25 protein-coding genes are annotated in these 22,307 nt (G+C 65.7%); 12 read left to right on the top strand and 13 right to left on the bottom strand.

Going from position 1 to position 22,307, the window contains the following annotated elements:
• Window positions 1-40 precede the first annotated feature (40 nt).
• Both L8F97_RS13980 and L8F97_RS13975 read right to left on the bottom strand, forming a co-directional pair.
• Window positions 41-787, bottom strand: coding sequence for an SDR family NAD(P)-dependent oxidoreductase (locus tag L8F97_RS13980; RefSeq protein WP_242151159.1), 747 nt, complete (start codon window positions 785-787; stop codon window positions 41-43).
• Entirely contained in the window at window positions 784-1,914 is a 1,131-nt protein-coding gene (locus L8F97_RS13975; protein WP_242151156.1) for a fumarylacetoacetate hydrolase family protein, read from the bottom strand. Before L8F97_RS13975 ends, L8F97_RS13980 begins: the two co-directional genes overlap by 4 nt.
• 304 nt (window positions 1,915-2,218) lie before the next feature.
• Here L8F97_RS13975 and L8F97_RS13970 point away from each other — a divergent pair, with 304 nt between their 5' ends.
• Together L8F97_RS13970 and L8F97_RS13965 are read left to right on the top strand one after the other, a co-directional pair.
• Entirely contained in the window at window positions 2,219-3,667 is a 1,449-nt protein-coding gene (locus L8F97_RS13970) for an ABC transporter substrate-binding protein (protein ID WP_242151153.1), read from the top strand.
• 6 nt (window positions 3,668-3,673) lie between these two features.
• Window positions 3,674-4,105 carry a DUF4112 domain-containing protein gene (locus L8F97_RS13965; RefSeq protein ID WP_242151150.1) on the top strand — a complete coding sequence of 144 codons (432 nt, stop codon included), beginning with the start codon at window positions 3,674-3,676 and terminating at the stop codon, window positions 4,103-4,105.
• Between the two features lie 61 nt (window positions 4,106-4,166).
• On the opposite strand, the gene L8F97_RS13960 is transcribed toward L8F97_RS13965, so the two are convergent.
• From L8F97_RS13960 to L8F97_RS13915, 10 genes are all read right to left on the bottom strand, one after another.
• Window positions 4,167-4,877 (bottom strand): ribonuclease T2 family protein, encoded by a 711-nt coding sequence (locus L8F97_RS13960; protein ID WP_242151147.1) that lies wholly within the window; start codon window positions 4,875-4,877, stop codon window positions 4,167-4,169.
• Between the two features lie 34 nt (window positions 4,878-4,911).
• Complete coding sequence (gene nadC / locus L8F97_RS13955) at window positions 4,912-5,760, bottom strand: carboxylating nicotinate-nucleotide diphosphorylase (protein WP_242151144.1); 849 nt, start codon at window positions 5,758-5,760, stop codon at window positions 4,912-4,914.
• Between the two features lie 161 nt (window positions 5,761-5,921).
• Window positions 5,922-6,908: an aldo/keto reductase gene (locus L8F97_RS13950; protein ID WP_242151142.1), complete on the bottom strand. Its 987-nt coding sequence runs from the start codon at window positions 6,906-6,908 to the stop codon at window positions 5,922-5,924.
• A gap of 128 nt (window positions 6,909-7,036) precedes the next feature.
• Window positions 7,037-7,570, bottom strand: a complete 534-nt coding sequence (locus L8F97_RS13945) for a hypothetical protein (protein ID WP_242151139.1) — start codon at window positions 7,568-7,570, stop codon at window positions 7,037-7,039.
• Between the two features lie 43 nt (window positions 7,571-7,613).
• Window positions 7,614-8,294, bottom strand: coding sequence for a glycoside hydrolase family 19 protein (locus tag L8F97_RS13940; protein ID WP_242151136.1), 681 nt, complete (start codon window positions 8,292-8,294; stop codon window positions 7,614-7,616).
• Between the two features lie 74 nt (window positions 8,295-8,368).
• Window positions 8,369-9,364 carry a quinolinate synthase NadA gene (gene nadA / locus L8F97_RS13935; protein WP_242151133.1) on the bottom strand — a complete coding sequence of 332 codons (996 nt, stop codon included), beginning with the start codon at window positions 9,362-9,364 and terminating at the stop codon, window positions 8,369-8,371.
• A gap of 59 nt (window positions 9,365-9,423) precedes the next feature.
• Window positions 9,424-10,155: a DUF4230 domain-containing protein gene (locus L8F97_RS13930; RefSeq protein ID WP_242151130.1), complete on the bottom strand. Its 732-nt coding sequence runs from the start codon at window positions 10,153-10,155 to the stop codon at window positions 9,424-9,426.
• On the bottom strand, window positions 10,145-11,002 hold the full coding sequence (locus tag L8F97_RS13925; RefSeq protein ID WP_242151127.1) for an MBL fold metallo-hydrolase: 858 nt from the start codon (window positions 11,000-11,002) through the stop codon (window positions 10,145-10,147). Before L8F97_RS13925 ends, L8F97_RS13930 begins: the two co-directional genes overlap by 11 nt.
• Window positions 11,003-11,058: 56 nt before the next feature.
• Window positions 11,059-12,660: a M56 family metallopeptidase gene (locus L8F97_RS13920; protein ID WP_242151125.1), complete on the bottom strand. Its 1,602-nt coding sequence runs from the start codon at window positions 12,658-12,660 to the stop codon at window positions 11,059-11,061.
• Window positions 12,657-13,025: a BlaI/MecI/CopY family transcriptional regulator gene (locus L8F97_RS13915; protein WP_242151122.1), complete on the bottom strand. Its 369-nt coding sequence runs from the start codon at window positions 13,023-13,025 to the stop codon at window positions 12,657-12,659. The genes L8F97_RS13920 and L8F97_RS13915 overlap by 4 nt, the downstream gene beginning before the upstream one ends.
• Before the next feature lie 130 nt (window positions 13,026-13,155).
• Between L8F97_RS13915 and L8F97_RS13910 the strand changes: the two genes are divergently transcribed.
• The 10 genes from L8F97_RS13910 (at window position 13,156) to L8F97_RS13865 (ending at window position 21,998) form a co-directional block, all read left to right on the top strand.
• Window positions 13,156-13,860: a CoA transferase subunit A gene (locus tag L8F97_RS13910; RefSeq protein WP_242151119.1), complete on the top strand. Its 705-nt coding sequence runs from the start codon at window positions 13,156-13,158 to the stop codon at window positions 13,858-13,860.
• Window positions 13,857-15,023 (top strand): HAD family acid phosphatase, encoded by a 1,167-nt coding sequence (locus tag L8F97_RS13905; protein ID WP_242151116.1) that lies wholly within the window; start codon window positions 13,857-13,859, stop codon window positions 15,021-15,023. The genes L8F97_RS13910 and L8F97_RS13905 overlap by 4 nt, the downstream gene beginning before the upstream one ends.
• Window positions 15,023-15,670 carry a 3-oxoacid CoA-transferase subunit B gene (locus L8F97_RS13900; protein WP_242151113.1) on the top strand — a complete coding sequence of 216 codons (648 nt, stop codon included), beginning with the start codon at window positions 15,023-15,025 and terminating at the stop codon, window positions 15,668-15,670. The genes L8F97_RS13905 and L8F97_RS13900 overlap by 1 nt, the downstream gene beginning before the upstream one ends.
• Window positions 15,667-16,554: an alpha/beta hydrolase gene (locus tag L8F97_RS13895; protein WP_277924956.1), complete on the top strand. Its 888-nt coding sequence runs from the start codon at window positions 15,667-15,669 to the stop codon at window positions 16,552-16,554. Before L8F97_RS13900 ends, L8F97_RS13895 begins: the two co-directional genes overlap by 4 nt.
• Before the next feature lie 127 nt (window positions 16,555-16,681).
• Window positions 16,682-18,121, top strand: a complete 1,440-nt coding sequence (gene leuC / locus L8F97_RS13890; protein WP_242151110.1) for a 3-isopropylmalate dehydratase large subunit — start codon at window positions 16,682-16,684, stop codon at window positions 18,119-18,121.
• 169 nt (window positions 18,122-18,290) lie between these two features.
• Window positions 18,291-18,896, top strand: coding sequence for a 3-isopropylmalate dehydratase small subunit (gene leuD, locus L8F97_RS13885; RefSeq protein WP_242151107.1), 606 nt, complete (start codon window positions 18,291-18,293; stop codon window positions 18,894-18,896).
• Window positions 18,897-18,980: 84 nt separating this feature from the next.
• Window positions 18,981-19,304 (top strand): DUF1476 domain-containing protein, encoded by a 324-nt coding sequence (locus L8F97_RS13880; RefSeq protein WP_242151104.1) that lies wholly within the window; start codon window positions 18,981-18,983, stop codon window positions 19,302-19,304.
• Complete coding sequence (locus L8F97_RS13875) at window positions 19,305-19,538, top strand: BolA/IbaG family iron-sulfur metabolism protein (protein WP_242151101.1); 234 nt, start codon at window positions 19,305-19,307, stop codon at window positions 19,536-19,538. It abuts the gene before it with no gap.
• Between the two features lie 10 nt (window positions 19,539-19,548).
• Window positions 19,549-19,893, top strand: a complete 345-nt coding sequence (gene grxD, locus L8F97_RS13870; RefSeq protein WP_242151098.1) for a Grx4 family monothiol glutaredoxin — start codon at window positions 19,549-19,551, stop codon at window positions 19,891-19,893.
• Between the two features lie 449 nt (window positions 19,894-20,342).
• Window positions 20,343-21,998 (top strand): thiamine pyrophosphate-binding protein, encoded by a 1,656-nt coding sequence (locus L8F97_RS13865; RefSeq protein WP_409929045.1) that lies wholly within the window; start codon window positions 20,343-20,345, stop codon window positions 21,996-21,998.
• 63 nt (window positions 21,999-22,061) lie between these two features.
• On the opposite strand, the gene L8F97_RS13860 is transcribed toward L8F97_RS13865, so the two are convergent.
• Window positions 22,062-22,232 carry a CsbD family protein gene (locus tag L8F97_RS13860; protein ID WP_242151094.1) on the bottom strand — a complete coding sequence of 57 codons (171 nt, stop codon included), beginning with the start codon at window positions 22,230-22,232 and terminating at the stop codon, window positions 22,062-22,064.
• Window positions 22,233-22,307: the final 75 nt, after the last annotated feature.

Raw genomic sequence — 22,307 nt, 5'->3', positions numbered from 1 at the left:
GCCGACCCCTCGTATTCCGTACTCGTACCGCGATCAGCGATCAGCGCCAGCCGGCATCGACGAAATAATCGTGACCGGTACACATACGAGCATCGTCAGAAGCCAGGAACAGCACCAGCGCCGCCACGTCGGCGGGCTGAATGCGCCCGTCCAGACACTGCGCGGCGACGATCTCCGCCTCGCCTTCCGGCGTGTACCAGCGTTCCTGGCGCGGCGTCTGCACGTTGCCCGGCACGATGGTCGATACACGGATGTTGTCGCGGCCGAGGTCGCGCGCCATCGCCTTCGTCATGCCTTCGATCGCCGCCTTCGCGGTTTCGTACAGCGCGATCCCGGGCAAGCCGAGATGCCAGCTGATCGAACCGAAGTTGAGGATCACGCCGCCGCCGTTCGCGCGCATGCCCGGCACCACCGCTTGCGCGGCGAAGAACAGGTGGCGCAAATTGGTCGCCATCCGCTCGTCCCAATAGGCGGGCGTCACCTCGTCAATGGTATGACGATCATCACTGGCCGCATTGTTGACCAGCACGTCGATGCCGCCGAACTCACCAAGGATCGCGTCGATCGTGCCCTGCAGCGCCGAAAGGTCGCGCAGATCGCACGGGCGGAACACGACACCCTCGTACTGCGCGGCATGCGCCTCGCCGGCTTCCGCGTTGATATCGAGAAACGCGACGCGCGCGCCCTGCCGCGCGAACGCCTCGACGAGGCCGGCGCCGATTCCGGTGGCGCCGCCCGTCACCAATACGCGTTTGCCCTTGAGACTTGGGTAGACTGCCCCGCTCATGCCGCGTGCCCAAGCAGGCCGCGCTTGGCGAGGTTGGCGATGAACGCGCCGATGCCGAGCTCCCACGGCGCGGCGTCGCGCGAGAACACCACCCGATTGACGAGGCGGCCAAGCCGGTCGCTTTCGATCGTCACGGTGTCGCCGACCTTGTGGGTGAAGCCACGGCCCGGCTCGTCACGGTCCTGCACCGGCGCGAACAGCGTGCCGAGGAACAGTACAAAGCCATCGGGATATTGATGCTCGCTTAGCGTCTGCTTGACGAGATCGAGCGGATCGCGACTGATTTCGGCCATGTTGCTGGCACCCTCGAGCCGGTAATTGTCTTCGCCGGCGATGATCAGCTTCACCTCGGCCTTGCGCACGTCGTCAATTGTGAAGCTGTCGTCGAACAACCGCACCAGCGGGCCGAGCGAGCAGGACGCATTGTTGTCCTTTGCCTTGCCGAGCAGCAGCGCCGAACGCCCCTCGAAATCGCGCAGATTGACGTCGTTGCCGAGACACGCGCCAACCACCTGGCCCTTGCTGTCGACCAGCAGCGCGATCTCCGGTTCGGGATTGTTCCAGCTCGAATCGGAACGTATGCCGATCTCGTCGCCCGGCCCTACGGTGGAAAGCACCGGCGCCTTGGTGAACACCTCGGCATCCGGGCCGATCGCGACTTCGAGATATTGCGACCACAGCCCGGCCTCGACCAGCGCCGCCTTCAGTTCGGCCGCTTCCGACGAGCCCGGCTGCACCGAGCGGATCGAGCCGCCCACGCGCGCCTCAAGGCTGTCACGAATCGCGCCCGCCGCCGCCCAATCGCCACGCGCACGCTCCTCGATGACACGTTCCACCGCCGAGACCGCAAACGTCACGCCGCACGCCTTGACGCACTGCAGATCGACCGGGCTGAGCACCTTGATATCGGCAGCATCGAGCGCGCCGAGCGACGTGCCGCCCTTGCCCGAAAAATCGCCAGCTTCAACCAGCGCCGAGACGGTTGGCGCGACCTGCGACATGTCGAACACCTCGCCCTCCAGCACCAGCACCGGGCTGGGGCCGGCGTGGGTCTCCACGCGGCCGAGAAAACGCCCGCTCCGCCAGTCAGCCGGCAGGCTCGCAACAATCGCGGTATCGCCCCTCATATCCCACTCCGCTCGTCTATCGGTTTGATAGCGCTACCAGCACGGTCGGCCCATCACTGTCAATAGAACCGGCCAATGCTTCAACATGATTATCGCATCCGTTCACCGTCAAGTTCAAGCAGTGAAGCAAGAGCTTGGATGCGTTATGAATTCCGTATGATCGACGCCAACGCAAGATCTGAAACCGCTCGCATTGGAGCCGTTCGGTCCTCCCCGATCAAGCCGGGAAGCGGAATCGCGAATGCAAAGTCGGCGTGCTTTGCGCGGTAGCGGCAGCAGCGAAGCGGTGGCAATAGGGTCGCCGATGCGCCGCCGCCTTGCCTTCATGCTGCTTTTTGGCCTCGCCGGGTGCGACGTGCGTCGTGACGCGGGCGCGGTAGTGGCGAGCGCAATCGGCGAACGGCCCGAACTGAAGGATCCGGCCCGTGGCGCACTTGCCGGGCCCGACCGGTTGCTGCTCGATTCCGTAGCGGAAGGGCTGGTCCGGTTCGATGCAAGCGGCCAGATCGAGCCCGGCGTCGCCGAACGCTGGACCGTGATCGACGGTGGCATGAGCTATATTTTCCGTATCCGCGACGCGGCGTGGAGCGACGGCAAGCCGGTCACCGCCGCAGAGGTGGTGGCGATCCTCAAGCGACAGCTCGCCCGCACCTCGCGCAACCCGCTACGCCCGTTCCTCACCGCGATTGACGAAATCGTCGAGATGACGCCGGAGGTGATCGAAGTACGGCTCACGCGTCCGCGGCCTGACCTGCTGAAACTGTTCGCGCAGCCCGAGTTGGCGATCGTTCGCGCCGCGCCGCCGGGCGGCAGCGGTCCATTTCGCATCGTCGCCGCGCGTGGTCCACGGCTGGTGCTACGCCCCGCGCCCGATTTAGAGCAGGCTAGCGATGACGGCGACGACACCCCGCCGCCCGAAGCGACCGTACGCCTGATTGGGGAACGCGCGGCCAAGGCGATCCTGCGGTTCGCACACCAGCGATCGGATCTGGTGAGTGGCGGCACCTTCGCGGATTGGCCGCTGCTCGCGCAAACGACGATCGCGCCTGCAAACGTCAGGATCGATCCCGCTGCCGGGCTGTTCGGGTTCGCGGTTGCGGACCGGACCGGCTTCCTCGCCGATCCCGCGAACCGCGCCGCAGTTGCGCGCGGCATCGACCGCAATGCGATCGTCGCCGCATTCGCGCCGGGTTGGGGTTCGACGCCGACGATCCTGCCCGAGCAACTCGACTCGGCGGCGCCGCCGGCGGTGCCGGCATGGCAGTTGGGCGACGACGCGGTGTTGTCACCCGCCGAGCGCGTGCGGCAGTGGCGGCAGGGTCATCCGGAGCCGCTCGTGCTGCGCGTGGCGCTGCCCGCCGGGCCAGGTGCGGCGACCCTCTACGCTCAGGTCGCCGCAGCCCTGATCCGGATCGGCATCGTACCGCAGCGCGTCGGATGGAACGAGCCTGCGGCACTCCGGCTGGTCGATGCGGTGGCGCCGTACGACAGCGCGCGCTGGTACCTCGCCACCGCGTGCCAGCCGTGCAGCGACACCGCGCAGGCTGCGCTAGATGCCGCGCGCGACGCGCCGACGTTGACCGAGCGCGCGCGCCACATCGCGGAGGCCGATGCCGCGCTCGCCGCCGATGTAGCATACGTGCCGGTGGCGCAGCCGTTGCGCTGGTCGCTAGTGTCGCTGCGGCTGAAGGCGTGGACGGGGAACTCGCGCGCGTGGCACCCGTTGAATCGGCTGCGTTCCGAAACCAATTGAGGTTCTATGACTCAGGCCACCCGCATCAAGCCCGAACCGCTGCACGGCCGCGCCGCCGGATATGTCGGGACCGATGTGGCGGCTGTACGCAAGCGTATCGAGGCGCTGGAGCACCTGCTCGAAGGGTTGTTCGTAATCCCCGGCATCAACCGGAAAATCGGCCTCGACGTGATCCTGGATCTGATTCCGATCGGCGGTGACGCGGTCGGCGCGGCAATGGGGGCGTACATGGTCTGGGAGGCGCGCAATCTCGGCATGTCCAAGACGCAGATGGCGCGGATGATGGGCAACGTTGGCGTGGACTTCGCCCTGGGCCTGATCCCGTTCGTCGGCGCCATTCCGGACGCCCTGTTCCGGTCGAATTCGCGCAATCTGAAGATCATCCGGCGCCACCTCGACAAGCATTTCCCGTCGAGTGCCATCGTCGAGCAACGCTAGCCAACCTCAGGCGGCTTGCCGTGAATCGCGGCCGGTCTGCGCCGACCTATCTCGCGACTTCCTAGCGCCGCCCGCGCCAGATCTTCAACGCCGTCCCCGAGGTGACGCCGCCAGAGTTCGGCTTGCACCGTTCAAAGGCGAAACTCCGGTCGAGGCATAGCCACAGTTCGTTCAGCCACCCCTTGCGATTGGCGGTGACGCGGATCGCACTGGCAGGAAGTCCCGGGTTTGCGGCTGCAAACGCCGCCGCGAAAGCGCCTGCCGTCAGCGCCTTGCGCGATAATGCGTCCATATCGGGATAGCGCAGCTTGGCGTACAACCCGGTCGAGCGCTTGAAGTAATCCGCCGGTGCGTTGGGCATGCAGGTGCCGTGCTTGGCCCATTCGTGTTGCATCAACTGAGCCGAAGGGGTCGCGCACAGATGTTGCTTGATCAGTGCGGCGGGCAGGATCGCAGTAGCCTGACAATATTGCGGCCACTCCGGGCCGACACCGTCAGGCCACAGCCCGTGCAGCGTGAAACCGAAACGGTTGCCACCGCCACATTCCATATCGGCACTGTTATCGCGGCGATGCGCCTGGCAATATTCCGGTGCCCAGGTCAGCGCGAGTGTGTAGCTGCCGATCGGTAGGTTCCGCACCGGTTCCTTGTCAGACGGAAGTTCCGGGTGCGGGCGCGGCACTGACGCGGGTATCGCACATTGCAGCGCCTGCGCCTGTGCGAGCCCGGGCAGCGCCACCGCAAGCAGCGGCAAGATACGATATAGTTTCACGCGCGTCGTCCCCTCAACCATCCGCCCGCGAAAGTCAGGAAAGCGCGGCGAAATCAAGACCGATGTCGGCAGCCGGCGCCGACTGGGTGATCCGACCGACGCTTACATACGTAACGCCGCTTTCCGCAATGGCGCGGATCGTGTCGAGCCGAACCCCACCCGACGCTTCGGTCGGCACCCGGCCGGCCACCAGCGCCACCGCCTCGCGCAACACCGCGGGCGGCATGTTGTCGAGCAGGAGGTGCGTCGCTCCGGCTTCCAGCGCGGGCGCGATCTGCTCCACCGTGTCGACCTCGGCGATGATGCTGGCGATCCCTGCCGCTTTCGCGCGCCGCACCGCATCGCCGATGTCCCCCGCCACCGCGACGTGATTGTCCTTGATCATCGCCGAATCCCACAACCCCATGCGGTGATTGGTCGCGCCGCCCATTCGCGTCGCATATTTCTCCAGTACGCGCAGGCCCGGGATGGTCTTGCGCGTATCGAGCAGGGTCGCGCCCGTCCCCGCGATCGCATCGACATAGGCGCGGGTCATCGTCGCCACGCCGGACAGATGCTGCACGGTGTTCAACGCGGACCGTTCGGCGGTGAGCATCGCGCGCGCTGATCCGCGAAGCCGCAGCAAGTCGGTGCCAGGGGAAATGCTGTCGCCATCCTCGACCAGGCGCTCGATCACCACGCCTGGGTCGAGCGTGCGGAAGAACGCCTCCGCCAAGCCGAGCCCGGCAACGACGATGGCATCGCGGCTATCCATCACGCCGCTGAACCGCGCCTCTGCCGGGATTACGGCAGTGGCGGTGATGTCGCCGCCCTCCCCCAGATCCTCGGCAAGCGTCGACGCCACGAAGGCGTCGAGGTTGAAACGATCGAGATGAAAAGGCATCAACCTGTCCCGCACCACTAGAAGATGGCCCGGCTTTGCCAGATCGGCCCTCTCAACGACAGTGTGTTGTTCACGCCTATTCAGTTCCCGCAACGGCACCGTTCCCGCGCCGCGTCTCGCTGGTCGACACAGCGAAAATCGGCGCGGGAACGGTTGCCAGCTCAGTTGCCGGTCGCGGCCATCAAGTGTTGCGGGTAGCGCGCGCCCTCGACGTCGATCTCCGAAAGCGCGCTGGCGATCTCGGCGAGTTCGTTCTCACTCAACGTCACGCCCGTCGCACCGAGATTTTCCTCGAGCCGGTGCAGCTTCGTCGTGCCGGGGATCGGGACGATCCAGGGCCGCCGCGCGAGCAGCCACGCGAGCGCGATCTGCGCGGGCGTCGCTTCCTTCGCCTGAGCGATGGTCTTGATGCGATCGATCTGCGCCCGGTTCTTCGCCATCGCCTCAGGCGTGAAGCGCGGCAGCATCTTACGGAAATCACCTTCGGTCAGTTCGCCCGCCCCGAGTGCGCCGGTCAGGAAACCGCGACCGAGCGGGCTGTAAGGCACCAGCCCGATGCCGAGTTCCTCGCAGGTGTCGAGAATGCCGTTATGCTCCGGGTCACGCGTCCACAGCGAATATTCGTTCTGGAGCGCCGCGACCGGCTGCACCGCGTGCGCCCGCCGGACCGTCGCGGCGGCCGCTTCCGACATGCCGAAATGGCGGACCTTACCCTCCGCGATCAGATCCTTGAGCGTGCCGGCAACGTCCTCGATAGGGACGGCGGTGTCGACGCGGTGCTGGTAGAACAGATCGATCACGTCAACGCCGAGGCGCTTGAGCGAAGCATCGCACACCTCGCGGATATGATCGGGCCGGCTGTTGAGCCCGCCGCCCACACCCTTGTCCGCGTTGAAGCCGAACTTGGTGGCGATCACCACCTGATCGCGCACCGGACGCAGCGCCTCGCCGACGATCTCCTCATTGGTGAACGGCCCGTAGACTTCGGCGGTATCGAAGAACGTCACGCCAAGATCGACCGCTTTGCGCAGCAGGGTAACGCTTTCGTCCTTCGATATTCCCTGACCGTAGCTGGAATTGAGCCCCATGCAGCCGAAGCCGAGCGCCGAGACTTCAAGCCCGCTGTTGCCGAGAATGCGTTTTTCCATGTGCGATACGCCTTTGCCGCTATGATGTCGGCCCTGAAGATAGGCATTCGGAGCCGCAACAATTAGGGGGGAGGAAAGCGGCATGGGCTTCGGCGCGGGTTCATCGACACCGCTGCACCTATGCTAGATCAGTGACGGCGCGACACCGCCAGCAGTCGCAACGCGAGCGCAAGTCGGCTGGCGTCGTCCCGCGCGACGTGTTCGGCCGACAGCAACAGCCTCGCCCGCTCCAGCGCGGAAACGACATCGCCGCGCGACGCACCTTCCGCACAGAGCAGTTCACCTAGGTATCGCACGGTGAATGGCGGTGCCCGGTCGCACGCCTGCGCCAGCGTTTCCAACCAATAGGCGTCGAGATCGCAATCCGCGTAGATCGCGCAATCTCCTGCCTCCGCGACCAGTTCCTGGAGCACCTCATCCGGATGCTGGCCATGCTGCAGCAGCATCTCGCGGGTTATGCCGTGAAGCTGCTCCGCCTCGCTCGACCAATCCCAGAACAGCCAATCGGGTGACGGACGGATCAACCAGCTCCGGGTCGATCCATCGACCTTCGCGAGCGCGACTTCGATCGGATAGGACTCTCCCGCCTCCGGCAGACAGGACGCCTCGAAGTCGATGATCGCCACCTGCTGCGCCTGGGTAGAGAGACACTGAATCGACACCGACCACCTCCAGACAGCAAGGTGCCGGCAATTTGCTTTCCTGTCACGAATTAAAATGCGCCGGCACGCCGGTAAAGGCCGCGATCCGCGCGAACCATGCCGCGCGTTCGGCCAGCCCAACCGTGCCGCCGTTGACCAGTCGCGTGACCCCCGCGAGATCGTTGCGATCGGCGGCGGCGTTGCAGTTACGATCGGACCATTGCGCAAGCGCGGGTTTGAGCGCGTGTTCAGCGGATGTGACAAGATCGGGATCGCCGACGAAATCCACGCCATGCCGCACGGACGCCGTCGCATAGGCGGCGCGGCCGGTGGTTTGCAGGATGCCGCGTCCACGATACGTCCAGCCGTCCCGTGTTGCCGCCGAACCGTTGCCGAGCCTGCCGCCGTACACCAGACTGAACAGCGCTACGCCCTCATCTCGCCGGCAATGGTCAGCCATCTGCACGCAGGCCGCGCGATTGGCGAAATAGCCGTGCCAGTTGCCGGCATCCCAGATAGCGCCGAGCGCCTTTGCCGAATACCTGCCGTTCTCGACCAATTGTGTCAGCGCGCCGGTTTCATGCAGTACCTGCGCCATGAAGTGCGCCAGCCGCAATGGCGTGGCGATGCCGTGCGCGGTAAGCAGCGCGTCGCCGTGCGCAAACGCCTGTTGATAGTTCGGTACCGCCCGCGGCGCGAACCGCTCGACAATATCCCCGGCGCGAGCGATTATAAATCCGGTCATCACGACACCCCCAGTTAAGAGGGTGCGCAAAGATCACAGATTACGGTGCGTAGGACAGCCCCGTCAGGCGACGATCACGCTGCAACGAACGGGCCGAGATCACCCAGCCCCACCGTGCCCGACGCCATCGCCAGCATCGCGTCCAGGCTCTTCTTCGCGCGCAGCCGCAGCCCTTCCTCGATCTCGATGCGCGGCGTCAGGTCGCGCAGCGCGACGTAAAGCTTCTCCATCGTATTGAGCGCCATGTACGGGCAGATGTTGCAGTTGCAGTTCCCATCAGCACCGGGCGCACCGATGAAGGTCTTGGCAGGCGCCGCCTTCTGCATCTGGTGGATGATGTGCGGCTCGGTCGCGACGATCAGCGTGTCGCCCGGCATCGTGTCGGCGAAGGCGAGGATGCCGCTGGTCGAGCCGACATAATCGGCATGGTCGAGGATATAGGGCGGGCATTCCGGATGCGCGGCGATCGGCGCGCCCGGGTTGGCCATCTGAAGCTTGAGCAGCTCGGTCTCGCTGAACGCCTCGTGCACGATGCACACGCCAGGCCACAGCAGCATCTCGCGACCCGTCTTGCGCGCAAGATAGCCGCCGAGGTTCTTGTCCGGGCCGAAGATGATCTTTTGGTCGGCGGGGATCTGCGACAGGATCTTCTCGGCCGAGGACGAGGTGACGATCACGTCGGAGAGCGCCTTCACCTCGGTCGAGCAGTTGATGTACGTCAGCGCGATATGATCCGGGTGCGCCGCGCGGAACGCCGCGAACTGCTCGGGCGGGCACGAATCCTCCAGCGAACAGCCGGCATCCATGTCGGGCAGCACCACGATCTTTTCCGGGCTGAGGATCTTGGCCGTTTCCGCCATGAAGCGAACGCCGCAAAACGCGATCACGTCGGCATCAGTCGCCTGTGCCTTGCGCGAGAGGTCGAGACTGTCACCAACAAAATCGGCGAGATCCTGTATCTCAGGCTTCTGATAATAATGCGCGAGGATGACCGCGTTGCGCTCCTTGCGCAGCCGGTCGATCTCGGCGCGCAGGTCGAGCCCTTGCAGGTCTTGGGTCTGGACGGTCATGCGCTTGGTCTCCCTCGCGCGTGCAGATAGGCGCTCGCGCGACGCTTGTCAGCCGGTCTTCACTTGCCGGCGGCGAGGATCTCGTCGAGTGAACGGCTACGGTCCCACTGTTCCGAGTTGCGATTGCCCTCGCCCTCGAACTGCACGACGACATGCGCGTCGAGCCCGGCGATGGTGAGCGGGCGCTGGTACAGATCGGCGATCTCGCGCCGCGCCGCCTCGCGCGCGCGCATCATGTTCTTCGCGGCGGTCGCCTCGTGCTGCACCACCTGCTCGGCGCGGCCGGAAGCACGCTGCCGAAGGCGCGCCATCGCACCGCGCGTGACGAGGAGACCAGTCGTCTGGTCCACGGTCGCGCGTGCCTCGTCGACGTTGACACTGTCGACGCGCACGTCGGGCGGCGTGACGATCAGCGTTCGCGACGTCGCGTTCCAGAAGAAGTGGCTGCGATCCAGCTTGGCGAGATCGACGAAATAGTCCGCCTCGAACGGAGCCTTGAACACCAGCCCCGACGGCAGCACCCCGCCCCAGCCCGCGTCGGAGGCGGTCGCCTGCACCGTACCGGTCAACTTGCTGACGCGAAGGTCGGTCGCCCCGGCGAGTTTCGCGTCGACCACCTTGGAGATCGTCACCCCGTCGCTCTCGCGCTCGACCGTGTAGCTGACGGTATAATGTCTGTAGACGAGGTAGCCGCCCACGCCGAGCGCAACCAGCACCGCCAGGAACACCGCGCCGGCGATCGCGGGCACGAGCCACGCCGAGGCACGCGGGGGTGCGGGCTCAGCCGACATGCGACCAGACCTCGCCGTGCTCCGCCACCAACCCGCGCCCGCGCAGATCGATCAGGTGTGCCAGCACCGAGCACCCGGCGGCGGGGCGCAGCCTCGGGTCAAGGCCCACGTACATGCGTTCCACCATCTCCGGCAATGGGCGTGCACCATCGCGCAGCAGCCGCAATATCTGCCCCTCGCGCTGCTTGCGGTGGCCCATCATCCCGCGCACCAGCCGGCGCGGATTGTCGATCGGATCGCCATGCGCTGGGTAATAGATGCGATCGTCGCGCCGCAACACCTTGTCGAGGCTGGCCATATAGTCGGTCATGTCGCCATCGGGCGGCGCAACCACACTGGTGGACCAGCCCATGACATGATCGCCGCTGAACAGCGCGTTCGTCTCGGCAAGCGCGAAACAGAGGTGGTTGGACGTGTGTCCCGGCGTATGGATCGCGCTGAGCGTCCAGTCCTCCCCCGCCACCGTGTCGCCGTCCGCAAGCACGCGGTCCGGCGCATAATCAATGTCAAACCCGGCCTCCAGCCTGGGGCCGGTGTTGCCCTGCGCGAGCGGGGCGCAGCCGACGATCGGCGCACCGGTGATTGCCGCGAGCGGACGCGACGCCGGACTGTGATCGCGGTGCGTGTGGGTGATGACGATCGCGCCGACCGGCCGCCCGGCGATCGCAGCGACGATCGCGTCGATGTGCTCGGGTACATCGGGACCAGGATCGATCACCGCAAGTTCACGCTGACCGACCAGATAAACCTGCGTGCCGGTATAGGTAAACGGCGACGGATTGGGCGCGAGCAACCGCGCGACCAGCGGCTCCAGCGGTTGCGCGATGCCGGTCTGCTGTTCGTCCATCACCGCGATGTGGCGGCGCGGCGCGTCGAACGCAAGCCCGCGCCGCGCGTCCAGCCTCAGCGCGCGCCCGCCATGTCCGCGTCCAGTTCGGCCAGCGACCGGTCGATCGCGGCAAGCGCTTCACGGCGGCCCTCGGCGGGCATCCGCATATTGTCGGTGACGTTGGCGCGCGCCTTGCGCAAACCTGCCATAGCCGAGCGATAGGCGTTGCGTTGCATGACCGCGCCGCTCGCCGCCATTGCGGTGGCGTGCGCGGCGGCTTTCTCGATCCGGTCGTTGCAGACGGTGATGCGGCGCCGCCCGCCCTGCTCGTCATGGATCACCAGCGGGCGTTCCGCACTGTCGCCGCAGTTGGACGAGACGACCTGCGGCAGATTGGCGAACCTGTCGTCGGTGGCGATATCCTCATCGTCGATGCGGACAATGTGACGGGGCATCTCGCGGCCGTCGGTCGTCACGATCTTCTCCACGGCTGCGGTGATGTGCGAGGCGCCGCTGGCCGGTGGCTGGGAAGGTGCGTCGACATCAACGTCGGACATGGGCGGCACGGGCGGCGGCCCGGCGGTGCGTGGCGCATCCGGTGCCAGCGGCGGAAGTGGGGCAAGCCGGTCACCAGTCGCTACCGGCGTGATCGGGAGCGGCGCCACGAGGGGCGCGATCCGATCGATCGTCGCCAGATCGACGCCCGTAACCGTCTTCACCCGCACGCGGACATGCTCCGCCGCCTGCGTGCCCGATGCGGTCAGCCCCAGCGCCGCTACGCCGACCAGCGCCACCGTCGCCGCGCCGCCGGCCAGCCGCGCACGCGAGATGCGACGGGTGGTCAGCATGCGCAGCCGCCCTTTCAGATCGTCGATGGTATGGAGGTGACATGCCGCCGACACCGCGCCGCCATGCGCCGCTTTCAGGATCGCGCAGGCATAGGTGTGCCGCGTGATCGCCGGTCGACCGGCCAACACGCGCGCGTCATTCGCCACTTCCTGATCAGTACGAAACGCACGGAACGCGTACCAGGCGACCGGGTTGAACCAGTGTAACGCCAACACCGCCAGCCCGATCCAGTTCGCGATCAGATCGCCGCGCGCATGGTGGCCAAGCTCGTGCGCCAGCGCGAGATCGCGCTCGGCATCGTCGTAGCGGGCGCTGAAATCGGCCGGGAACGCGACGTAGCGACGCCAGATGCCGAACGCGAGCGGACCGCGCGCCGCCGGCGTTTCGATCACGGCGATGTCGCCACGCGCCTCGACCGGCGCCGCCTCGGCAAGCAGATCGCGGCAGAACTGCCGGTGCGCGAGGATGTGGAAGCCGGCGAACGCCAGCGCGCCGATGAGCCAGACCGCCGCCAACACCGGCACGAACACCGTCCAGTCGAACGCCTGCGCCGCCTGCCCTGCTCCGGCGGCTGGGGCGGCCAACATCACCGCGATAGGCTCGCTTGCCTGCCTGACCGGCAGAATCGCCGCGTGGCGAATAGCCTGCGGTACCAGATGCGGTACCGTCGCAGGCAAAGGCGGCAGCACCAGACGCAGAACCGGCAACGCCCACAAGGCATAGGCCACGTCCGCACCGAACGCGCGCCGCACCGGGTGCCGGATCAGCAGCACCAGCGCCATCAGCACGCCCGAGGCGATCAGCCCTTCGATCATCCAGCCGATCATGATTTCAGACCTTTCAGCAAAGCCTCGATCTCGGCGATATCCTGCGCCGACAACGCATCCCGCTCGGCGAGATGCGCGACCAGCGGGGTCAACTTGCCGCCGAACAGCCGATCGATCAGCCGCCGCGATTCGCCTGCGACATAGTCTTCGCGCGGGACCAGCGGACGGTAGAGATAGCGCCGCCCATCCGCCTCATGCGCGATCACCTTCTTGGCGAGCAGACGGCCGAGCAACGTCTTGACCGTGTTGGCCGACCAATCACGCGTGGCGGCGACGCGTTCCGACACGTCCTGCGCAGTGAGCGGGCTGTCTTCCCACAGCACCTCCATCACCGCATGTTCGGCATCGCTGATCCGTTCCGCCACGACTCGCTCCTAAATCCGACTACGCTTGTAATCACACATGATTACAAGCGTAGTCAATAGCGTGGGCGCATGCTCCCTTGACCACCGCCGCACCGCGCCCCTATCCGCCGGGGATCGTCAAGGAGTATCCATGCAGAAGCTCTATCCGAACGCCGCCGCCGCGCTTGACGGTCTGCTCCACGACGGCATGACGATCTGTGCGGGCGGCTTCGGCCTGTCCGGCATTCCCGAGCGCCTGATCGACGCGATCCGCGATGCCGGCACGAAGGATCTGACGATCGCCAGCAACAATGCGGGCATCGACGGCGAGGGTCTCGGCAAGCTGCTGCGTACCCGACAGGTCAAGAAGATGATCTCCTCTTATGTCGGCGAGAACAAGGAATTCGAGCGGCAGTATCTGGCTGGCGAACTCGAGGTCGAGTTCTGCCCGCAGGGGACGCTTGCCGAACGCTGCCGCGCAGGCGGCGCCGGCATCCCCGGGTTCTATACGAAGACCGGCGTCGGCACGCTGGTGGCCGAGGGCAAGGAAGTGAAGAACTTCGACGGGGAAGATTACATCCTCGAGCGCGGCATCCGTGCCGATCTGTCGATCATCAAGGGCTGGAAGGCGGACGAGAGCGGCAACCTCATCTTCCGCAAGACCGCGCGCAACTTCAACGCACCGATGGCAACCGCCGGGCGGGTGTGCGTAGCGGAAGTCGAGGAAGTGGTGCCGGTCGGCAGCCTCGATCCCGATACCATCCACCTGCCTGGCATCTACGTAAAGCGGATGATCGTCGGCAGCCCGTACGACAAGAAGATCGAGTTCCGCACCGTGCGGGAACGCGCCGCTTGAAGCGACTGCCTGCCCTGCTCCCGACGGCCTTTCTGCTGCTGCAAGGTTTTGCGGCGGTGCCGGTAACGGCCAACGACATGGGCAGTCGTGACGACGCGCGTCTGGCGGGCCGGAGCGAGAACGGTACCGACCATGCCGTCTACTGGTCGTCATCGGATGCGGCGCCCGTCATCCAGGCCGCGTATGCGAGACCGGACACCGCCTCGCCTACGGGTCACGTGGCGATGGTGCAGCCGATCACGGTGGCGATGACCGATACGCCGTCTCGCCTAAGCCGCCGGCGCGATCGGCGCGCCACGCCGGGCGGACGCCGCGAGGCACTGTTGACGCCGTCGCGTTCGATAGCGGTGCCGGCGGGCGAGCAATATCTCTACGGCTCGGGCGAAGCCGCCGCCGCGTATATCCAGACCTATAACGCGCTGGAGACGTACCTCCTCGGTATCGCGGCGGATCGTGCGATTGGGCGTGATGTCCGTTCGGTCGTGCTCGCCCCCGGCGCGACGCTCCAGAAACCAGCCTTCCTGCCGTGCGACCAGAAGCCGATGGCGGTGGTGTTCGACATCGACGAGACGGTGGTGCTCAACCTCGGCTTCGAGCAGGCCAGCCTTGCAGCAGGCGGCGGCTATAGCGCGGAGCGCTGGGACGCGTGGGAGAAGTCGGGCAGCAGGGCGGTTTCGCTCGTTCCCGGCGTGCAAGACGCCATCAAGGTCGCGCGCGACGCGCATGTCGAGGTGATCTTCAACTCGAACCGGTCGGGCGCGAATGCGGACGAGACCGCGGCGATGCTCAACGGACTTGGCGTCGGCCCGGTCGCGTACGGCAAGAACCTCTGGCTGAAGGGCGACGGCGGCAGTACCGGCAACGGCAAGGATACGCGCCGTCAGGACATTTCGGTGCACCACTGCGTGATCGCGATGGTCGGCGATCAGCTCGGCGATTTCAGCGATCTGTTCAACGCGCGCGACCTCACCATCGCCGCGCGCCGCCAGCTTCCAGCGGGACGCGAGATACGCCTGCTGTGGGGTCACGGCTGGTTCATGCTGCCGAACCCGGTTTACGGCACCGCGCTGAAAGGCACGCCGGCGGAGATCTTTCCCGCCGACAAACGCTGGACGCCCGGATCGGCGCCCCTACCCGACCCCGCTACCACGGAGAGTAAGTAATGGCCTGGACCCGTGGCGACATGGCCGCGCGCGCCGCACGCGAATTGCAGGATGGTTTCTACGTCAACCTCGGCATCGGCATCCCGACGCTGGTGGCGAACCACATCCCGGCGGGCGTGGAAGTGACGCTGCAGTCCGAGAACGGCATGCTCGGCATCGGCCCCTTCCCGTTCGCGGGCGAGGAGGACGCCGATCTCATCAACGCCGGCAAACAGACGATCAGCGAACTGCCGCAGAGCGCTTATTTCGGGTCTGACCAGAGCTTCGCGATGATCCGCGGCGGCCATATCGACCTCACCGTGCTGGGCGCGATGGAGGTTGCCGAAAACGGCGACATCGCCAACTGGATGATCCCCGGCAAGATGATCAAGGGCATGGGCGGCGCGATGGATCTCGTCGCCGGCGTGAAGAAGATCATCGTCGTGATGGAGCATACCAGCAAGAACGGTGACGCCAAGTTCATCCCCGCCTGTACGCTGCCGCTGACCGGCAAGAACGTGGTGGACATGATCATTACCGATCTGTGCGTGTTCAGCCGCCCCGACCATGACAGTCCGTTCGCGCTGGTCGAACTCGCACCCGGAGTGACCGAGGGGGAGGTCGCCGAGCGGACGACCGCGCACTATCTGCCGTTGCAGGCGGCTTGATCCTCCGCGTTGCCGCGATCGGGCTGGGGCTGCTCGCCGTCGGTTTCGTCGCCATCCTGACATTGCTGACGCCGCCGGGGCAACTCACCTTCCTGGACGGCGCGCTTGGTGGAGGCTGGGGTGCCGAACGGCCGGGCCATGATCTTGGCTTCGGCAACCATGGCCAGACCCTCGACGTGTGGCGGCCGACCGGGGCCACGGGCAAGGCGCTGCCAGTTCTGATCTTCTTCTACGGCGGCGGCTGGGTAGCCGGCTCGCACGATGCCTATGGTTTTGCAGCGCGTGCGTTTGCAAAGCAGGGCTTCGTCGTCGTGGTGCCGGATTACCGCAAGGTTCCAAGCGTTCGATTTCCCGCGTTCGTCGAGGATGGCGCGGACGCGGTGAAATGGACGCACAATCACATCGCTGCATACGGCGGCGATCCTGCCCGCATCGCGGTCGCCGGCCATTCCGCCGGTGCCTATATCGCCACGCTGCTCGCCCTCGACACGCACTATCTCGCCGATGAAGGCATGCCGCGGGACACAATCAAGGCGGTGGTCGGCCTGTCCGGGCCGTATGATTTCTACCCCTGGACTTCGCCGCGCGCGATCGAAGCCTTCAAGGGTACGCATGATCCGCGCATCACCCAGCCAATCACCTATGCGCGCGCCGACGCGCCGCCGATGCTGCTCGTCACCTCTTCAGGCGATACCGAAGTGCAGCCGCGCAACGCCGCCAATCTCTCGCGGCGACTGAAGTCGCTCGGCGCGACTGCCGAATTTCGAGACTACCCTAACCTGACTCATGAAAACGTGGCGATGGCGCTGTCGATACCGTTCAGAGGGAAAGCACCGGTGCTGTCGGATAGCGTAGCCTTCCTCCACCATGTTCTTGGCGAATGATGCCTAAGCAACACCCCTGATAGGCGTGGTTTGGCGATCATGGTAAACAGTCTGCAAGCGGCTCTCACGCAATGAACATGCAGCCAAAGGTTGCAGCCGCGCACTAAATGGCTAAAGCGCGCGCATCATGGCTAATTCGCAAACACTCTACGAGAAGATCTGGAACGCGCATATCGTCGAGAAGCGCGATGACGGGACGTGCCTTCTTTATATAGACCGCCACCTCGTTCATGAGGTGACAAGCCCGCAGGCTTTTGCCGGTCTGCGTGCCAACGGCCGCACGGTGCGCCGCCCCGATCTGACGCTCGCGGTGCCGGATCATAATCTGCCGACCACGCCGCGCGTCGACGCGCAGGGGCATCGCCTGCCGATCACCGACCCGGAAAGCGCGCAGCAGCTCGATATGCTGACGCGCAACACCGCCGAATTCGGCATCGACTATATCGACGCGACCGCGCCCGCACAGGGCATCGTCCACGTCATCGGTCCGGAGCAAGGCTTCACCCTGCCCGGCACGACCCTGGTGTGCGGTGACAGCCACACGTCGGCGCATGGCGCGATCGGCGCGCTCGCGTTTGGCATCGGCACGTCAGAGGTCGAGCATGTGCTGGCGACGCAAACCCTGCTGCTCTCGCCCTCCAAGACCATGGAGATCCGCATCGAGGGCACGCTTGGCGCCGGCGTGACCGCGAAGGACGTCATCCTCCACGTCATCGGCAAGATCGGCGCGGCGGGCGGCACCGGTTACGTGATCGAATATACCGGCTCGACGATCCGCGATCTCTCGGTCGAGGGGCGGCTGACCATCGCCAACATGTCGATCGAGGGCGGCGCGCGCGCTGGCCTGATCGCGCCAGACGAGACCACCTTCGCCTATCTGAAAGACCGGCCGATGGCGCCGAAGGGTGCCGCATGGGACGCCGCCGTCGCCTATTGGCGCACCCTGCCGAGCGATCCAGGCGCGGTGTACGATCGCACCGTGCTGATCGATGCGACCGAAATCGCGCCGTCGCTCACCTGGGGCACCAGCCCCGAGGACGTCGTGCCGATCACCGGCACCGTGCCCGATCCGATGAGCTTCGCCGATCCGTCGAAGCAGGTCGCCGCGCGAAAATCGCTCGATTACATGGGCCTCACCCCCGGCACGCCGATGGCGCAGGTGCCGGTGCAGCACGTGTTCATCGGCAGTTGCACCAACAGCCGCATCGAGGATCTGCGCGCCGCCGCCGCGATCGCTGACGGCCACCATGTCGCTGCGGGCGTGCGCGCGCTGGTCGTGCCCGGCTCCGGTCTCGTCAAGCGTCAGGCCGAGGCGGAGGGGCTGGATCGCATCTTCGTCGAAGCCGGATTCGAATGGCGCGAACCCGGCTGCTCGATGTGCCTGGCGATGAACCCGGATAAAGTGCCGCCGGGCGAACGCTGCGCTTCCACATCCAATCGCAATTTTGTAGGGCGGCAGGGCCCGGGTGCGCGGACGCATCTGGTCTCCCCTGCGATGGCGGCTGCGGCCGCGATCAACGGCCGGTTGAGTGACGTCCGCGAGTTCGACACAGGGGTAATATCATGAAACGCGCATTGATCCTCCTTATCATGGGCACGGTCGTAAGCGGCATTGCCGCGTATGCGGCCACCGCGCGTCCGATCCGCGTTGCGGCGGTCATCGGCGAACATTGATCGCGCGAGTGCCGGTGTAAAGTACGCCGACATTCTGTGATGGTCCTCGGGGAAGCACCTAGATGAAGCCTGTCACCCACGTCTCCGGCCGCGCCTATCCGTGGGGCGCAAAGAACATCGACACGGACGTCATCATCCCTGCGCACTGGCTGAAGACGGTTACGCGGGAGGGGCTGGGCAAGGGCGCGTTTGAGACAGTGCGGGCGGAGAGCGGCAATATCTTCGACGATCCGCGTTACGCCGGTGCGCCCGTACTGATCGCCGGCGACAATTTCGGTTGCGGATCGAGCCGCGAACATGCCGCGTGGGCGCTCGCCGACATGGGCATCTCCGCCGTGATCGCGCCAAGCTTCTCCGACATCTTTTCCGGCAACGCGTTCAAGAACGGCATTGTCACGGTCGTCTTGCCGCAGGACGCGATCGATCGGCTGATTGAAGTCGCGAAGACGGACGCCGTATCGATCGATCTCGAAACCATGACGGTGACCACGCCGTTTCAGGACCGCTTCCCGTTCGCGCTCGATCCGTTCCGCCGCCAATGCCTGATGGAGGGCCTCGACGAGATCGGCCTTACGCTCGCGCGCGATACGGCGATCTCGGGCTATGAGGCGGGTCTTGCCGAGAGCCGCCCGTGGATGGCGGGCGAGAGGTTCCACGCCAGCGCCTGACCCGCGGCGCAGGGCGCGGTTGCGCACCCGGTACGGCTTCCCTATTTCGCAGGAGACAGTTTCAGGCTTTAGGGGAAGCGCCAGATGACCACTTTCGATGAACGCGAGCGCGCATTCGAAGCCAAATTTGCCCGTGATGAGGAAGCTGCGTTTCGCATTCACGCGCGCCGCAACCGTCTGCTCGGCTATTGGGCGGCCGATCTGATGAAGCTGACCAAGGAAGAAGCCGACACCTACGCCACATCGATCGTCCACGCCGATCTTGAAGAGGGTGGCGACGACGACATGGTGCGCAAGCTGCTCGGCGATCTGACCGCCGCGAATGTCGAGTGCGACGAGGCCACGGTCCGCCGCGCCATCGACGAGCGTACCGTCGAGGCACGCCGCCAGCTGCTGGCGTCCGAATAGATGCCGATGGCCGCACATGAGATCGAGGCGCTGATCGTCGCCGCGATTCCCGACGCGAAGGTCGAGATGACCGACCTCGCCGGCGATAACGATCATTGGGCCGCCCGCGTCACCAGCGAAAGCTTTCGCGGTGTTCCCCGCGTGAAACAGCAGCGCGCGGTCTACGCCGCGCTGGGTGATCGCATGGGGGGCGTGCTCCATGCCCTGCAACTTACCACCGCCGTTCCAGAGTGAAGGAAGCGTTATGACCCCCGAGACCAACGACGATACCCAGGCACGCCTCGCCGCCATGGTGACCAAGAGCGACGTGCTGCTGTTCATGAAGGGCAGTCCGCTATTTCCGCAGTGCGGCTTCTCCAGCCGTGCGGTCGCGATCCTCAACCATGTCGGTGTCGAGTTCGACAGCGTCGACGTGTTGCAGGATCAGGGCGTGCGTCAGGGCATCAAGGCGTTCTCAGACTGGCCGACCATCCCGCAGCTTTACGTGAAGGGTGAGTTCGTCGGCGGGTCGGACATCATGATGGAGATGTACGAGAGCGGCGAACTGTCGCAGCTTCTCACCGATGCCGGGCTGGTCAAGGCCGCCTGAGGATAATGGTTCCGCCGTACCCGGTGCGTGAGCCGGGTGCGGACGGACCGACGCGAGATCGGGGGCAGCATCGGCCCGTCCTGCTGAAGCGTTACCGCTCGGCTGCTGATGGCGTTGCAGACCGCGTGCCAAATTAGCAAAAGTAGCGAAAACGAGCGGCTTATAAGGTTAACGATCAGCATGCCCGTAATGGGTATGTAAACTATCTCGACATTGTTCGCGTTCCATCAACGCGGGTTGCGAACGCGCTTCCGCACTAATCTGCAAGCCCTCTGCTCCTTTGCTAGGCGGGCAGCGATCCCTTCTCGCAACGCGCGGTGCTGAGCGCTCAGCTCCCATCCCAACACAACGCCACTTGGACCTTGGTCTTTGCTAGGGAAGTAGCGCGCGGCACAAGTTGAGATCACCCCCCTTCGACAAGCCGCTGCCCAGCGTTTAGACACTTGGCGATGATGATCTCCCCCCCTCCCGCTCGCACCGGTGGCCGCATCCTGGTCGATCAACTGCTGGCGCAAGGCAGCGACCGGATCTTCACCGTACCGGGCGAGAGTTTCCTGGCGGTGTTGGACGCGCTGCATGACACGCCGGCGATTGACGTTGTGGTGTGCCGGCAAGAAGGCGGCGTCGCCTTCATGGCGTGCGCGGACGGTGCGTTGACCGGGCGGCCTGGCATCGCCTTCGTCACACGCGGACCGGGCGCAACCAACGCCTCGATCGGCGTCCATGTCGCGATGCAGGACAGTCAGCCGATGATCCTGTTCATCGGCGATGTCGATCGCGCCACGCGTGATCGCGAGGCGTTTCAGGAGATCAATTTCGAGGCGATGTTCGCACCGATCGCCAAGTGGGCGGCGCGGATCGACGACGCGCGTCGCATCCCCGAATATGTCGCGCGTGCCTATGCGACAGCGCTCAGCGGGCGGCCCGGTCCGGTCGTCCTCGCGCTGCCCGAGGACATGCTCAAGGATGTCGTGGAAGCGATCGACCGCCCATGTGTCGAACGGATCATCCAGGCGGTCGACCCGATCGAACTGCGCGCGCTGGCCGGATTGCTGGATACGGCCGAACGGCCGGTGATGATCGTCGGCGGCGCCGGCTGGACCGGCACCGCCGCGCGCGACATCGCGGCATGGGCCGAGCGCAGCGGCGTGCCGATCGCCTGCGCGTTCCGGCGGCAGGATGCGGTGCCGAACGACTGCACGGTGTGGGCAGGCAACCTGGGATATGGCCCCAATCCGAAGCTGGTCGAGCGCGTACGCGCCGCCGATCTGCTGCTGGTGGTCGGCCCGCGATTGGGCGAAGCGACGACCGATGGCTACGCGCTCGTCACGTCGGATCATCCCGGACAAACGCTGGTTCACGTCCATCCCGATCCAGTCGAGCTCGGCAGCACCTATCGCACCGATCTCGCGATTTGCGCAGACATGGCCTCGTTCGGGGACGCGTTGCTGTCGATCGACATGACAGCGCTGGCGGCGGGTGCGCAGGCGCACGACGATTATCTCGATTGGTCCACACCCGCCCCGCGCGATGGCTTGGCGCTCGATCTCGGCCCCTGCGTGGCGGCGATGCGCGACATGCTGCCGGCAGACACGATCATCTGCAACGGTGCTGGAAACTACAGCGGCTGGTGGCACCGCTACTGGCGCTATGCCGGCCCGGTCAGCCAGCTTGCGCCGACCGCGGGCGCAATGGGCTACGGTGTTCCCGCCGCCACCGCGGCCGCGCTGCGTCATCCGCAACGCATGATCGTCGCGCTCGCCGGCGACGGCTGTTTCCTGATGAACGGCCAAGAACTCGCGACGGCGGTGACACACGGTGCGAACATGCTGGTGCTAGTGATCGACAACGGTGGCTACGGCACGATCCGCATGCATCAGGAGCGCGACTATCCCGGTCGAGTCAGCGGCACCCGGCTCGGAAATCCCGATTTCGCCGCGCTTGCACGGGCGTATGGCTGCTGGGCGGAAACGGTAGAGGCGACCGAAGCGTTCGCGCCGGCTTTGCAGCGGGCGCTGGCCGAGCCGGGAGTCAAGCTGATCCACCTGAAGACGGAGATGCGCGCCATCACCGCCGGTGCGATGCTGCGGGACGGAGCAGCATAAGCCTCACACGAAAAAGCCGCCCCGGTTTCCCGGAGCGGCTGTATCTTCGACACAGGCGATGACTCAGATGTCGTCGCCAAGCATGCCCTTGACCTTGCCTTTGAGCTGCTGGCCCTTGCCGGTCGCTTCCTGATCAGCGCCGTCGGCCTGCGTTACCGGATCGTCGCTCTGCTGCTTGGCCTTGCCAAGCGCTTCGTTGACGTTGCCTTTGATCTTGTCGACGAGTTCACCCATGATGGAATCTCCTGTCGGTTGCCGCGTCGCGCAGGTGCGTGACGCTACCTGCTTAAACAACGGTCGGACCCCATC

It is taken from the genome of Sphingomonas sp. BAUL-RG-20F-R05-02 (assembly GCF_022662305.1).
Lineage (GTDB): Bacteria > Pseudomonadota > Alphaproteobacteria > Sphingomonadales > Sphingomonadaceae > Sphingomonas.
This window is presented reverse-complemented; position numbering and strand designations above follow the sequence as displayed.